The organism is uncultured Limimaricola sp. (genome assembly GCF_964022235.1).
Taxonomy (GTDB): domain Bacteria; phylum Pseudomonadota; class Alphaproteobacteria; order Rhodobacterales; family Rhodobacteraceae; genus Limimaricola.
Genome location: NZ_CAXHZL010000016.1, coordinates 1 through 12,836 on the forward strand (window position 1 = coordinate 1; position 12,836 = coordinate 12,836).

At 67.2% G+C, this 12,836-nt stretch carries 13 protein-coding genes; 3 read left to right on the forward strand and 10 right to left on the reverse strand.

The window, feature by feature from the left end; all coding sequences use genetic code 11:
• Positions 1-79 precede the first annotated feature (79 nt).
• The 3 genes from AADJ02_RS16550 to AADJ02_RS16560 form a co-directional block, all read right to left on the reverse strand.
• A complete protein-coding gene (locus AADJ02_RS16550; RefSeq protein ID WP_341214110.1) occupies positions 80-739 on the reverse strand; it encodes a hypothetical protein in 660 nt (219 codons plus the stop codon).
• Positions 736-1,422 carry a hypothetical protein gene (locus tag AADJ02_RS16555; protein WP_341214111.1) on the reverse strand — a complete coding sequence of 229 codons (687 nt, stop codon included), beginning with the start codon at positions 1,420-1,422 and terminating at the stop codon, positions 736-738. Before AADJ02_RS16555 ends, AADJ02_RS16550 begins: the two co-directional genes overlap by 4 nt.
• Before the next feature lie 412 nt (positions 1,423-1,834).
• A complete protein-coding gene (locus AADJ02_RS16560) occupies positions 1,835-3,463 on the reverse strand; it encodes an iron ABC transporter permease (protein ID WP_341214112.1) in 1,629 nt (542 codons plus the stop codon).
• A 151-nt stretch (positions 3,464-3,614) separates the two neighbouring features.
• Between AADJ02_RS16560 and AADJ02_RS16565 the strand changes: the two genes are divergently transcribed.
• Positions 3,615-4,493 (forward strand): hypothetical protein, encoded by an 879-nt coding sequence (locus tag AADJ02_RS16565; RefSeq protein WP_341214113.1) that lies wholly within the window; start codon positions 3,615-3,617, stop codon positions 4,491-4,493.
• Between the two features lie 16 nt (positions 4,494-4,509).
• Here the strand turns inward: AADJ02_RS16565 and AADJ02_RS16570 are convergent, their stop codons facing one another.
• The gene (locus AADJ02_RS16570) at positions 4,510-4,773 is read right to left on the reverse strand and encodes a DUF2312 domain-containing protein (protein WP_341214114.1); all 264 of its coding nucleotides are present in this window, start codon (positions 4,771-4,773) and stop codon (positions 4,510-4,512) included.
• Between the two features lie 156 nt (positions 4,774-4,929).
• Here AADJ02_RS16570 and AADJ02_RS16575 point away from each other — a divergent pair, with 156 nt between their 5' ends.
• Complete coding sequence (locus AADJ02_RS16575) at positions 4,930-5,145, forward strand: hypothetical protein (RefSeq protein ID WP_341214115.1); 216 nt, start codon at positions 4,930-4,932, stop codon at positions 5,143-5,145.
• Here the strand turns inward: AADJ02_RS16575 and AADJ02_RS16580 are convergent.
• On the reverse strand, positions 5,132-6,394 hold the full coding sequence (locus AADJ02_RS16580; RefSeq protein ID WP_341214116.1) for an enoyl-CoA hydratase/isomerase family protein: 1,263 nt from the start codon (positions 6,392-6,394) through the stop codon (positions 5,132-5,134). The genes AADJ02_RS16575 and AADJ02_RS16580 overlap by 14 nt on opposite strands.
• 147 nt (positions 6,395-6,541) lie before the next feature.
• Here AADJ02_RS16580 and AADJ02_RS16585 point away from each other — a divergent pair, with 147 nt between their 5' ends.
• The gene (locus AADJ02_RS16585; RefSeq protein WP_341214117.1) at positions 6,542-6,982 is read left to right on the forward strand and encodes a TIGR01244 family sulfur transferase; all 441 of its coding nucleotides are present in this window, start codon (positions 6,542-6,544) and stop codon (positions 6,980-6,982) included.
• Here AADJ02_RS16585 and AADJ02_RS16590 read toward each other — a convergent pair.
• Genes AADJ02_RS16590 through AADJ02_RS16610 form a run of 5 tightly spaced genes read right to left on the reverse strand, consistent with a single transcriptional unit; the run spans position 6,979 to position 12,677 of the window.
• On the reverse strand, positions 6,979-7,884 hold the full coding sequence (locus tag AADJ02_RS16590; protein ID WP_341214118.1) for a hypothetical protein: 906 nt from the start codon (positions 7,882-7,884) through the stop codon (positions 6,979-6,981). The two genes, AADJ02_RS16585 and AADJ02_RS16590, sit on opposite strands and share 4 nt — an antisense overlap.
• A 56-nt stretch (positions 7,885-7,940) precedes the next feature.
• Entirely contained in the window at positions 7,941-10,637 is a 2,697-nt protein-coding gene (locus tag AADJ02_RS16595) for an ATP-binding protein (RefSeq protein WP_341214119.1), read from the reverse strand.
• A gap of 4 nt (positions 10,638-10,641) precedes the next feature.
• The gene (locus AADJ02_RS16600; protein WP_341214120.1) at positions 10,642-10,911 is read right to left on the reverse strand and encodes a hypothetical protein; all 270 of its coding nucleotides are present in this window, start codon (positions 10,909-10,911) and stop codon (positions 10,642-10,644) included.
• The gene (locus tag AADJ02_RS16605) at positions 10,904-11,272 is read right to left on the reverse strand and encodes a response regulator (protein ID WP_341214121.1); all 369 of its coding nucleotides are present in this window, start codon (positions 11,270-11,272) and stop codon (positions 10,904-10,906) included. The genes AADJ02_RS16600 and AADJ02_RS16605 overlap by 8 nt, the downstream gene beginning before the upstream one ends.
• Positions 11,273-11,318: 46 nt before the next feature.
• Positions 11,319-12,677 carry a short-chain fatty acyl-CoA regulator family protein gene (locus tag AADJ02_RS16610; protein WP_341214122.1) on the reverse strand — a complete coding sequence of 453 codons (1,359 nt, stop codon included), beginning with the start codon at positions 12,675-12,677 and terminating at the stop codon, positions 11,319-11,321.
• Positions 12,678-12,836 lie beyond the last annotated feature (159 nt).

Here is a 12,836-nt window from a genome sequence, read left to right on the forward strand (position 1 = left end):
CGACCTTGGCACATTGCGATGCCGTCGGGGGAGGGCGGCAACCATCCCATCTACCTAGTCAATATATCCGAGGAGTTCCTCAGACATAGGCGGCTAGTGTGGTAGCAACCATGTTCTTGGCCTGCTCGACGAAGGGTCGTGGGTCGTCACTTCCCATGAACTCGGTAAGCGGCCACTCGATGTAGGCGCAGCTCATCTCATCGTACTCCTTCACCTGCGATGCTACTTCTTCGTCCTTAAGGGCGTCGCCGATCTCGATTTTGAACCATGCCTGCTTCCACGTTTCCTTTAGAGGCTTGCTACCCTGATAGGTCCAGAAGATCATCTGGATCCCGGCCGTAGCCTCTTCGAGGGCATCCCATTTCATGGGGTTCGGCTCGATCTTGTTGCGCCCCTCATACTCCGGGCCCTCGAACTCGCTATCGATGCTTACGTTGATCTCGACCATGGTCTCGCCGGGCTGAATACTCGTCGCGTCAGTGCGTTCAGGTACGAGCAGGATGGAGAAGTCGCACAATGGGATATAGTCCCAGGCCCAGTATCCTGGGGAGATGATGTCTTTGTCGCCCCTCGGAACTGGATGCGTATGCGCGGCCTTCCAGTAGGCGAATTGATGCTTGTCGAACGCATCGGAGGTCAGACGCAGGAGGTCAAGGATCCTACGCTGGTAAAGCGCCACCAGCCTGTAGGCGCCGCGCACATCGCGGATCGCCTCATCCCAATCTCGCTCCGTCTTCATGACGTTTTGCTCCATCCCAAGGTGTCCATGCTGCTCTGCCAGTCTTCGAAAGGGCCAGCGTGCAGTAGCCCATCCGATAGTGTGAGGTGTCGATAACCGAAGATTGCGAGAGCCTCGATCATGTCGGAGATGAGGCGAGCTTCGTGCTCGGCGTGGGGTTCGACTTCTGCCAAAGCCTGAGCCATGTCGCTCCAATCGGCTGCCACGGTCAGGATTTCTACTGCCGCTCCGCCCCTGCGCTGCCTCTCATCGCTCACCTGTTGCCCGATCATGCGAGCGGCGGCGGCACCCGTGCTGCCCCGCAGTCCGCCCAGCGCCATGAAGACGATCCTGTCAGGTAGTGTTTCGTCTTCCTCATCCGGCCTGGCCAGGTAGGCATCCTGTTCGAGGCGCCACTGCTTAGCATACTGCTCTGCGCGGTGTTTCGCTTCGAAGATCACATGCCAGCGCTGGGCAGGATCTCCGAGTGTCAGCTGGAAGAAAGCGTCTGGTTCGACATGGCTCCGATCATCCACGCTGTAGTCCCACCGGGGCCAGAACTCGATGCTGTCGAAGCTAGCCATCCGGAAGGCCGGCAACTGCCCCTCATAGGTCTTGGCCAGGATGGTCCAGGCGATTGCCCCAGGCAGATAGGACAGTCTCTCTATGAGCGTGGCGGTTACGAGGTCTTCGTTCTCCCGCATCAAGTGGCGCCATGACGGCGCTTGGTCGCGCGACAGCTCAGCGCGGGGGGCCTTTCCACCCAAGATCGCATTTAGCACATGTCTCTCCTAGATGCGCCCGACCAGAGTACAGTTAGTACACGCTAAACGAGAAAAGCAACCGCATTCCTCTCGATGTCTGGACACTCCTCAACTGACTAGTTGCCGTATACTCGGACATGACAGTTCGGCAGCTACAGTTGTTTCCCTCGCTTGCAAGTGCTTGCAGCCTTGCTATTGTGTCGTCATACCGATGCCGCTAGCTCCGGTATTTCTGATTTAAATCAATGTGTTGGAAAGTTTAAATTGCGACACGAACTGTTTCGGCCGACTGATTTGTAATCAGGGGGTCGGGGGTTCGAGTCCCTCAGCCGGCACCATCATCTCCCGACACTCAGCGGTTGGCGCGCGCCAGAAAGCCGACCGCGATCAGGCCGACGGCGGTGATCATCAGCGCCGCCGGTGCGGCCTCGGCGATGTTCTCGAGGCTGGCCTTGGCATGAACCCGCGTCGCAAGCGTGTCATAGCCGAAGGGCCGCAGGAGCAGCGTCGCGGGCAGCTCCTTCATGCAATCCACGAAGACCAGCAGCAATGCCGAGCCGACGCTGGCGCGGATCAGCGGCACGTGTACCCGGCGCAGCGTGCCGCCCGCCGTCTGCCCGAGCGAGCGCGCCGCCATCGGCAGGCTCGGCGAAACCCGGCCCAGCGCCGCATCGGCTGTGCCCTGCGCGATGGCGAAGAATCGCACGCAATAAGCCAGCACCAGCGCCGCCGCCGTCCCGGTCAAGATTAGCCCCGGATCCCGCCCGGTAAGGGCGAGGATCGCATCCGCCAGCGCATTATCGAAGAAGGCCAGTGGGATCAGGATGCCGATGCCCAGGACCGCGCCGGGGGCGGCATAGCCGATCGCCGTGACAGGCAGCAAAAGCACCGGCAGGCGGTGCCCCGAGAGGCGCGTGCCATAGACCATGAACAGCCCCGCCAGCACCGTGATGAAAGCCGCCACGCCACCGGTGGTCAGCGTGTGATACAGCGCCTTCACCAGCCCCGGCGCCGCCCATTCACGCGCGTCGAGCGCGTGGCTCGTCAGCACCGCGACCGGCAGCACGAAACCCGCGAGGAACGGTAGCAGGCAGGCCAGCGCGGCCAGAACCCCGTGACGGCCCGACAGGCGCATCGGCGTCACGGGGCGCGGCTGCCGGGCCGAGCCGAAAAATCGCGAGCGGCGACGGCTCAGCTTTTCGAGCGTCACCAGAAACACGATCATCGCCAGCACCAGCGTCGCGATCTGCGCTGCACCGCCCAGGTTGCCCGCCTGCAGCCAGACGGTGAAGATGCCGGTGGTCAGCGTCTGCACCGCGAAATAATCGACGACACCGAAATCGTTGACCGTCTCCATCATCACCACCGCGACGCCCGCCGCGATCGCGGGCCGGATCAGCGGCAAGCCGACGCGGAAAAAACGGCCCCAGGGGCCGACACCCAAGGCCCGCGCCACCTCGAACCCCGCGCCGGATTGTTCGCGCAGCGCCGCGCGGGCCAGCAGGTAGACATATGGATAAAGCGCCGCCGAGAGCACGAGGATCGCCGCCCCGCGCGACCGGATCTGCGGGAAGGCATAGTCGCGCGCGTCCTGCCAACCCATGATCCCGCGCAGCATGGTTTGGACCGGTCCTGCGTATTCGAGGAAATCGACCAGCGCATAAGCCCCCACATAGGCAGGCACCGCGAGCGGCAGCAACAGCGCCCATTGCAGCCAGCGGTGGCCCGGAAAGCGGTACATCACCACCAGCCAGGCCGCCCCTGCCCCCACCGCGGCGGTGATCGCGCCGACCGAGACCATCAGCAGCACCGTATTGCCGAGATAGCGCGGCAGCGTCGTCGACAGAAGATGCGGCCAGATATTGTCGTCGGGGTTGAGCGCGAACCAGACCACCGACAACACCGGTAGCAACACCAGCGCCGCGATTGCCACGGCGCCGGCGGACCACGGGTCGAGACGAGGCTTCAAGCTCTTCGCCATGCTTGTCTGACTGGTTTGCTCGGACATGGGACCGGCGGTAGCTCAAAGCGGTTTCGCTGTCCATATAACTCATTATATTAGGGCCGATACGGTCGGGATGGCAGCATCGAACCTAAGGCCGCCGCCGAACCGGAACAGGGACCGAAGCCGCATGGACATCGCCTTTCACATCGGGGCGAACTGCACCGATGACGACCGTTTGCTGAAATCGGTCTCGAAGAACCTGCCGCTCCTGGCCGGGCAAGGCACCCGTGTGCCCAACCCTGCGCGCTATCGCCGCCTGCTGCGCGAAACGATCCAGCACCTGCAAGGCGAGACACCCGAACCCGGCACCCGCGACGTGCTGATCGATGCGATCCTCGATCATGGCGAGACCACCGAGCGGCTGATCATGGGCAACCCGGCCTTCATCTGCACACCGGCGCGAATCTGCGAAGCCGGGTGCTTTCACGAGATGGCGACCTTCAAGGCGCGCTCGCTGCAGGCGCTGTTTCCCGAAGATCAGATCGAGATTTTCCTGAGCATCCGCAACCCGGCGAGCTTCGTGCCCGCCTGCTGGGAGCAGACCCGTGGCCGCGGCTTTGATGAATTCATGGCGGGTCTGGATCCGCGCTCGATCCTGTGGTCGGACGTGGTGGCGCGGCTGCGACAGGCAGCCCCGCAGGCAGGGCTGACGGTTTGGTGCGACGAGGATTCGGTGCTTTTGTGGCCTGAGCTGGTGCGGGCGCTGGCTGCACTTGGCCCCGACGCGCCGATCGAGGGGGCGCATGACCTCATCGACGAGATCATGCACCCCGAAGGCGCGGCGCGGCTGCGCAGCTACCTCGAGACACACCCCCCCGCCTCGCCCGAACAGACCCGGCGCGTGGTCTCGGCATTTCTCGACAAATACGCCCGCGCGGATGCGGTCGAAACCGAGGTTGACCTGCCGGGGTGGGACGCGGCGTTGATGGCCGATCTGACCGCGATCTACGAAGCCGATCTGGATCGGATCGCGCAGATGGAAGGCGTGCGTTTCCTCGCCGCCTGAGCGGCGAGGCGCGGGGTCAGCTCATCCCAAGAGCGGCCTTGTACATGTCGAGCACCGCTTCTTCCTCGGCGATGTCATCGGCGTCGCGCTTGCGCAGCGCGATCACCTTGCGCAGGATCTTGGTGTCGTAGCCACGACCCTTGGCCTCGGCCATCACTTCCTTGATGCCTTCGGCGATGTCCTTCTTCTCGGCTTCGAGATGCTCGACGCGCTCGATGAACTGGCGCAGCTCCTCGCCCGCCGCGTTGCTTTGCACGTCGATGACGGATGACTCGCTCATGGGCTTCTCCTGATGGGCCGATAACGGACCCATTCCCTAGCGCTCGGCCGAGCGGGCTTCAAGCACCGGTGCGGATCGAGCCCGGCATGAGGCGGGCTTGTGCCGCCGGGGCACCGGCTTTAGTGCAAAAGCGACAGCAAAGGCGGGAGTGCGGGCATGGATATCATCATCTGGATTGGCGCGGCGATCACGCTGGCGGGCTTTGTCGCCATCGTCTGGAGTCTCGTCACGGTGATGCGGCTGCGGCGGCTCGGTCTGGACGATACGCAGATGCGCGAGCGGCTTGCGCGGGTCGTGCCGCTCAACATCGGCGCGCTGATGCTGTCGATGCTGGGGCTGATGATGGTGGTGGTGGGTCTTATCCTGTCCTGACCGCTTCGGCGCGGCCCCGCCGAAGCGCGGCGTCGATGTCGTCATCCGTCTCGGTCGCGGCCCGTAGCAAGGGCGGCACGTCGAAGACGGGATCTTCCTTGGCCCAGAACTGCATCCGCTCGATGAGCGGGCCGAGCCCTTCCTGACGGGCCTCGTAGAACGGCCCGCCCGTCAGGCGCGACCAGCCCAGACCATGCACCGCCAGCGCGTCGATGTCGGCGCTGCGGGTCACCCGGCCCGCCGCGAGAAGCCGCGCACCCTGCGCCACCATCGCGGCCAGCCTGCGGACGCCGCTCAGCGTCTCGTTGCCGCGCGTCAGCGCCGCCAGAAGGCCCCTCCCGAGCGCGGTCGGCTCGGTCCCACTTTGCCCGCGTTCGAGCAGCGTCCCGGAGATCCGCCGTTCCGCGAAATAGATGTGTCGCAGCGCCATGAACTGCGGATCGGCAATCGCATCGGCATGCGCGGTGCGCTCGAACCGAAGCGCTGCCCCGGCAGGCAGCAGCAAAGCCGCCTCTATGCTGTCGATGATCCGCGCGGCGCTGCGCAGCGGGGCCTGCGCAACCGACGTTCGCCGTTGTCGCACCTTGGCAAGCCAGTCGGCTCCATCCTCCATCCGCTCGCGCCGTCCCGCCACCGGGCGGGGTCGGATCCCTGCCGCCGCGAGCTGGGCCGCCAGCGCATGGGCCGAGCCGAGCAGATCGGACTCCACGATCCCATCGAGAAGACCCACCTCACGCGCCACCTGCGCCGTGACGGGACGCCCGCGCAGCAACAGATCGAGCGCGGCATCGGCGCCGCACAAGGCCGCGAGGCGTTGCCCACCCCCCGCCCCCGGCGGCAGCCCAAGCACGATATCCGGCAGGCCGAAGCGCGCCTCTCCCACGGCCAGGCGGTAATGCGCTGCAAGTGCGAGTTCCGCGCCCCCGCCGATCGCGCTTCCGGGCAAGGCCGCCACCACCGGGATCGGCAATCGCTCCAACCGGCGGCAGAGCGCGCCGAGGTCCGCGCCGGCGGGGTCGCCCGCGAGGTCCAGTTCGCGCAAATCGAGCCCGACGGAGAACACCGCGTTCGCCCCGGTGAGCACCACGCCGCGCGGCGCGTCGTCGCCTTGAAGATTGGCCTCAAGCTCGGTCAGCGCCGTGTCGAGTGCGCGGCGCGTGGCGGCGTCGAGCGCGTTGCCCGGGCGCGATTCGAGCGTGATCCGCGCGATGCCGTCGATCATTCGCGTCGTGACCGTCCCCCCCTGCATCGCCGTCCTCCCCGAATGTTGCCTAGCTTTCGCCATGATCGGCGGCGCGCCGCTCATGTGCAAGGCCCGGCGCAACCATGGGTCGCCGCGATGGCACCCGCGCAACGCGTCTGGACGTGCCACGAGCAAGGCGGTAATCATGGCCGCATGGACATTCGCCGCATCAGCCCCGACTACGCCGTCAGCCCGCAGATCGAGCCGGAGGACATTCCCGCCATCGCCGAGGCCGGCTTTACCACGGTCTTGTGCAACCGCCCCGACGAGGAAGTCCCCGTCGAATTGCAGGCCGAAACGCTGCGCATCGCCGCCGAAGCGGCGGGGCTGCGCTTTGCGGTCAATTCGGTCACGCATCAGGGGTTGAACCGCGAGATCGTCGATCGCCAGATGCAGGTGCTCGACGGCTCCGACGGGCCGGTGCTGGCCTATTGTGCGTCCGGCACGCGCTCGTCGATCGTCTGGTCGCTGGGTCAGGTGGGGCGGATGGAGACCGATGCGATCATCGCCGCCACCGCCAAGCAGGGCTACGATCTCGAACGTCTGCGCCCGCAGCTCGAGGCGCTGCGCGAGGACGACGCGCCCGAAGACTAGGCTTTGCCAGCCGGGCGCGCGGGGATCTCAAGCGGCAGGTCCGGCGACATGTCGGCCACGACCTCATGCCGCGACAGGCGCACCGCGCGCAGGCCCGCGAACTGACCCAGCCGCACCGTGGCCACGGTGCGGCCCTGCGTATCCTCCAGATCGATGGCCCCGAGCGACACGCCCGGCAGCATCAGCCGCTGACCGGGCTCGAACGCCTCGATCTCACGTGCTGGCAACCGCATGCGATGCAGCACGGCCACAAGCTCGGCCGGGGCCTGGAGCACGGTGTCTCGCAGCGCAGAAGCCCAGGCGTCGGCGGCGGGGGCCGCCTTCGCCGAAACGTCGGGCCGCGGTACCGCGAGCATCAGCTGTCCCTCCCGGCCGCTGCCCGGCCCTATCTCCATCGAAAAGCGGTACATTGCGAAGCTGATCTCCGGCAAAAGCAGCCCCGCCGCCCGCGCGTCGGCCAGCCTGAGCCCCGGTCGCAGCGCAGCGGGGGGCGCTGTGTCATCCAGCGCGTCCAACCGATCGAGCAGCCGTTGCAGCAGGGGGGCCATCATCGCGGCCCCGGTGCCGGTGATCGCCCCCGGCACAGCTGGCGCAGCGCGCGGCGCGCCAAGCGTCAGCACCTCCAGGACCGCGCAGCGCAGCTGCGGCTCGATCGCGGCTAGTCCGGCGATCTGTGCGCCATGCCCGAGCCCGATCAGCAGGGCATCCGGCTCAAGCTCGGCGATCAGGGCCTCGCGATCGCGTGTCTCGCGGCGCGCCGAGCGCGGCAGGACCGGAAGGTTGACCGATTCCTGCGCCGCGCGGGCCAAGGCCCCCCCGAGGGCGCCACCCGGCGCGGCAGGGCTCGCCTGCGTCGTTTCGGCGCCGCCGATCAACCGGCGCAGCACGCTCTCCATCGTCATGTCGGTCATCCTGTCCCGTCACGGCGGACCGGGCCGTGCCCGCCGGTGCACCAGACCTAGCCTGTCACCGGTTGCTCAATCCCTAACGGAGCCGCCACCTGCGGCAGTTCAACCCGGAACACGCCGCAGCCCTGCCCTGGAAGATAGCGGATGCCGCCGCCCAGACGGGTCATGATCTCGCGGCAGATCGCCAGACCGAGCCCCGCGCCCCCGGCCTTGCCGGCGTCGCTGAGCCGCGAAAATTTTTCGAAGATCACCCGTCCCTGATCGGGGGGGATGCCAGAGCCGTTATCGATGAAATCGACGGCATGGGCGGCGGGGTTCCAGACGATGCGCAACTCGGGCTCGGCGGCGTCGCAATATTTGCGGGCATTGGCGATCAGGTTGATGAAGACCTGTGCCAGCCGGTCAGGGTCGGTCACGATTCGCACCCCGTCCAGCGCGGGGTCGCGACGCAGCCGCAGCCCGTCGCGCAGTGGCAGCGCCGCATCAAGCGCACGGTCGATCACCCCCCCCAACCCGGTCGGCCGCAGGTCGAGCAGCCCCTGCCCTGCTTCGAGCACCGACAGGTCGAGCAGATCGTCGAGCAGTCGCGTGAGCCGCCCCGCCTCGTCGCCGATGATCGCCGCGAAGCGGTCCTGTTCGGCCCCCTCCAGTCCGCCTTCGCGCAAGATCTCGGCAAAGGCGCGGATCGAGGTCATCGGCGTGCGCAGCTCATGGCTGATCTGGCTCAGAAATCCGTCCTTTTGCACCGACAGAGCGGTGAGCTTGGCGTTGGCCTCGCGCAGGGCCGCCGCCGTGCGCTCGAGTTCGGCCGACTTCTGCTCCAGCCGGTTCGAGTATTCCATGATCTGCGCGGTCTCATCCGCCACCGCGATCAGATCCTCGACCGAGACGCTGACCCCTTCGGTCATCTGGCCGATCATCGCATGCGCCGTCGCCGCCCCGACCGAGCCCGCCAGTTCGCGCTCGAGCGTGCGGATGAAATCGGGGGTGACATCCGGCAGGCGGCCCTCCTTGCCCTGCAGGGCGGCATGGTTGGCAAAAATCGCCTGCGCCTCTGGCGCGCCGATGATGCGCTGGGCCATTACCAGCAGCGGCTCGGCATCGGCGGCGCCGCGCGCCCAGCTTCCCGGCCCCTCGGAGTGATCGAAGACGCCGACGAACTGCGCGCCCTGAAGCCGCTCCACCGGGCCGGGAAAGCTGGCCAGCGACACGCCCACGAAGCCCGCGACATTGAGTGCCAGCGACCACAGCGCGGCGTGCAGCACCGGGTCGAGTCCGCCGGTCCAGAACAGGGCCTGCGGGCGCAGGAAATCGAGACCAAAGGGCCCCGCCCGCATCACCGCCGCCGGGATGGCCGTTCCGTCGCCGACGCTGGGAAGGAACATCGCCCAAAGCCAGACCGCGAAGCCCAAGAGCAGCCCCGTGGCCGCCCCGGCCCGCGTCGCGCCGCGCCAGAACAATCCACCGATCAATGCGGGCAGTACCTGTACCACACCCACGAAGGCCACCAGCCCGATCGAAGCCAGCGCCGTGCCGCCACCGGACAGCCGGAAATAGAGATAGCCCAGACCCAGCACGCCGAGGATCGACACCCGCCGCGCCGTCAGCACCATGGCGCGCACGTCGCCCGCCATCATCGCGCCGCCTGTGCGCGAGCGTAGCCAGAGCGGCACGATGATATGGTTCGACATCATCGTGGCCAGAGCGATCGTCGCTACCATCACCATCGAGGCCGCGGATGAAAATCCCCCCAGAAAGGCCCAGACCGCAAGTCCGTCGCGGCCTTGGCTCAGGGGCACCGTCAGTACGAACATGTCGGGGTTGGCACCTTCGGGCAGGATCTCCAGACCCATCACCGCGATCGGCACCACGAAGAGGCTCATGAGCGCGAGATACAGGGGAAAGGCCCAGCTCGCGGTGGCGAGATGGCTCTCGTCGGCGTTCTCGACCACCAGCACCTGAAACATGCGCGGCAGGCACAACAGGGCCCCGGCCGACAGCAAGGTGAAGCCGATCCAGCGCCCGCCCGATTGCTCCCACGCGGCAATGGGCGAGGCGTCGATCCGGGCCAGCATCTCTGACGCGCCGCCGCCCAAGCCCCAGACGACATAGACACCCACCGCGATCAGCGCCCCGAGCTTGACCACCGCCTCGACCGCGACCGCCATGACGATGCCGTGGTGACGCTCGTTGGCATCGAGGTTACGGGTGCCGAACAGGATGGTGAAGAGGGCCAGACCCACTGCCGACCACAGCGCCGCAGAACCGCCGCCCTGCGCCGTCCAGCCCCCCTCGCCCCGCGCCGCAAAGACGTCGAGCGACTGGGCGATGGATTGCAGTTGCAGCGCGATGTAGGGCGTGACCCCGACCACCGCCAACAGGGTCACGATCACCCCCAGCAGGCCCGATTTGCCAAAGCGCGAAGAGATCAGGTCGGCGATCGAGGTGATCCGCTGAACGCGGCCAATGCGCACCAGCTTGCGCAACAGCCACCACCAACCAATCATCACGAGGCTCGGTCCGAGATAGATGGTAAGGTATTCCAGACCCGAGCGCGCCGCATAGCCCACCGCGCCGTAGAAGGTCCAAGCGGTGCAATAGATCGACAGCGACAGCGTATAGATCCACGGGCTGCGCAGCCAACCATCGCGCCCCCCAGCGGCGCGGCGCTCGGCGGCGAAGGCAACACCAAACAGGAAAGCGCCGTAAACCAGCGCGATCGAGACGAGAGCGTTGAAACCAAGCACGGGCCTAGCCGCTCGTATCTAGGTCGCGCTCGGACCGGCGCAGCGCACGCGCGAGCGCCGCCGAGACGAGTACGCTCAGGCCCCATGTCCCAAAGAGATAGACCAGCACAGCCGAGACCCGCGTCTCGCCATGCGGCCAGAGCAGTGGCAGGGTCCACAAAAACGCCGCCGCCAAGGGCGCCAGACGGGCCGTGTCATGCAGTCTGCGACGGCGGTAGGAGGCCCGGGCGAGAAAGACCGGGGGTCGGGTACCCGGACGCGACGGATCAGCCATTGGCAAGGGCACGCACCCGGTCGAGCACCTCGGCGTTCGAGAAGGGTTTGGTCATGAAATGCGTGGCTCCCAGCCGCATTGCCAGATCGCGGTCGCGCGCCTGACCGCGCGCGGTCAGCATCATCACCGGCAGCGCCTGAGTTGCCGGATCGCCGCGCAATTCCTGCAGAATGTCAAAGCCCGAGCGGCCCGGCAGCATCGCGTCGAGGATCACCAGATCAGGCGGGTGCGCGCGCACCCGCTCGACCGCGCTCAGCCCGTCGGAATGGGTGTGCACAGTCCAGCCGTCACGCGACAGGATGAAGCTCACGGCCTCGATGATGTTCGGCTCGTCCTCGATCAGCAGGACACGTCTGGCCATCCTCGGCCCCTCCCTCGCGCCCCGCCCTCCCCCGGACCGCGCGCTTTCACCGCGTCACTATCGCCGGGGTCTCCGGTGCTGTCAAAGCCTCCTCTCCGAGGCGCGGCAGCAACGATGGTTCGCGCCGGGCCAGACAGCCGCGACGTGGACACAGCCGACAGCCCGGCCCGACCGCACGCTCGGGCAAGCCCGATGGCTCCGCGCCCTGCGGCATCATCAGCATCACCGCCTCGATCCGAGGCGCCGCGTCCCAGTCCGCGCCCGGTATGATCGTGGCGATGGCGCAGCACAGCACGCTGTCCGCGCTTTCGCCCGGCAGGCGCGCCACCGCGCGCAGTGGTCGTCCGGGCTGGGTCAGCGCCTCGAACAGCGGCCAGAGCGGACAGGCCGCGCCACCGCGCGGCAGCGTGAGGCCGTCAAGCGGGCGGCGCTGCAGGATCGCCCCCGCCGCGTCGCAGACCACGAGGCCCGCGCGCGGCGGCCCGATCCCGGCGGGCAGCGCCGCGAGACGGCGCAACACCCGTTCCAGCGGCTGGCCCAGCCGCGCCGCCATCGCCAGCGGCTCCGCGCTGTCCTGCCAAGCCTTTGCCACCTCATCGAGCGGCAGCGCCGCGGCGTCGGCGCGGTAGCTCTCTAGCCGGTGCTTCATCAAGGTCTGGGCGGCGGCATCGAGCCCCGGCGCGCCTGCGGCGATTTCGGACGGATGCATCGCGGGCCGCGCACCCTCAAGCGCGGGCAGATGGTGGCCCATTGCCTCGAAAAAACGCTCAACCTGCTCCTGCGGAGACAGGGCCGCGCCGCCTGGATCGCCGCCCGGCGCTTCGAGATAGCCCGCGAGCCTGCGGCTGCTCTCGGCGAGCCGCAGGCTCTCGGCATGGATGTTGCGGTGAAACCGGGCCTGCCAGTCGCGATCAAGCGTCTCGCCCCCGGCAAGGATCGACGCGGTAGAGCGGATCGCGGTGGCGGCGGTGATCACCTGATGCAGCGAGGCCGACAGCTCGGGGTCGTGCGCCAACCGGTCGCCCAGCGCCGAGACCTGACCTTCCAGCGTCTCGATCCGCCGCGCCTGCGCATCGACCAACGCGGCCCAGTCCGGAAAGCGCCCCGCGAACTCCTCTGGCGCCGCCCCCGGGCGGTGCTGTGCCGCCGCCGCCGCCGCAAGCCGGGCCACCAGCGCCCCCCCCGCGCCTTCGGCAAGAAGCGCAGGTTCGAGGTCGAGCGCCCGGGCGATGGCGTTGAGAAGCTTGCCGCCGATGCGGCGGCGGTTGTGTTCGATCAGGTTCAGATAGGAGGGAGAGACGCCGATGCGTCGCGCAAGCTCGCCCTGTGCCACGCCCGCATCGAGCCGCCTTGCCCTGATCCGCGACCCGGCGAGAGCGCTTCCTGCGGGCACTTCCGCGCTCATGACGCGCGGGTCTTTCTGCAGATGCGAGATAAAGAGTTTACAGATTTACGGTCAACCATGTCGATAAATTTACAGTAATTTGGCCGCAGTCCAAGCACTTGTTGCGCGATTTTCACCGATGCCCCGATACTGCCCTTGCACCGAAGGGTGTGGCGGCGC

What these genes read in the sequence shown, in the direction of transcription:
- AADJ02_RS16550 (WP_341214110.1), bottom strand. Translation starts at nt 739, where the DNA reads ATGAAGACGGAGCGAGATTGGGATGAGGCGATCCGCGATGTGCGCGGC.
- AADJ02_RS16555 (WP_341214111.1), bottom strand. Translation starts at nt 1,422, where the DNA reads ATGCGGGAGAACGAAGACCTCGTAACCGCCACGCTCATAGAGAGACTG.
- AADJ02_RS16560 (WP_341214112.1), bottom strand. Translation starts at nt 3,463, where the DNA reads ATGGCGAAGAGCTTGAAGCCTCGTCTCGACCCGTGGTCCGCCGGCGCC.
- AADJ02_RS16565 (WP_341214113.1), top strand. Translation starts at nt 3,615, where the DNA reads ATGGACATCGCCTTTCACATCGGGGCGAACTGCACCGATGACGACCGT.
- AADJ02_RS16570 (WP_341214114.1), bottom strand. Translation starts at nt 4,773, where the DNA reads ATGAGCGAGTCATCCGTCATCGACGTGCAAAGCAACGCGGCGGGCGAG.
- AADJ02_RS16575 (WP_341214115.1), top strand. Translation starts at nt 4,930, where the DNA reads ATGGATATCATCATCTGGATTGGCGCGGCGATCACGCTGGCGGGCTTT.
- AADJ02_RS16580 (WP_341214116.1), bottom strand. Translation starts at nt 6,394, where the DNA reads ATGCAGGGGGGGACGGTCACGACGCGAATGATCGACGGCATCGCGCGG.
- AADJ02_RS16585 (WP_341214117.1), top strand. Translation starts at nt 6,542, where the DNA reads ATGGACATTCGCCGCATCAGCCCCGACTACGCCGTCAGCCCGCAGATC.
- AADJ02_RS16590 (WP_341214118.1), bottom strand. Translation starts at nt 7,884, where the DNA reads ATGACGATGGAGAGCGTGCTGCGCCGGTTGATCGGCGGCGCCGAAACG.
- AADJ02_RS16600 (WP_341214120.1), bottom strand. Translation starts at nt 10,911, where the DNA reads ATGGCTGATCCGTCGCGTCCGGGTACCCGACCCCCGGTCTTTCTCGCC.
- AADJ02_RS16605 (WP_341214121.1), bottom strand. Translation starts at nt 11,272, where the DNA reads ATGGCCAGACGTGTCCTGCTGATCGAGGACGAGCCGAACATCATCGAG.
- AADJ02_RS16610 (WP_341214122.1), bottom strand. Translation starts at nt 12,677, where the DNA reads ATGAGCGCGGAAGTGCCCGCAGGAAGCGCTCTCGCCGGGTCGCGGATC.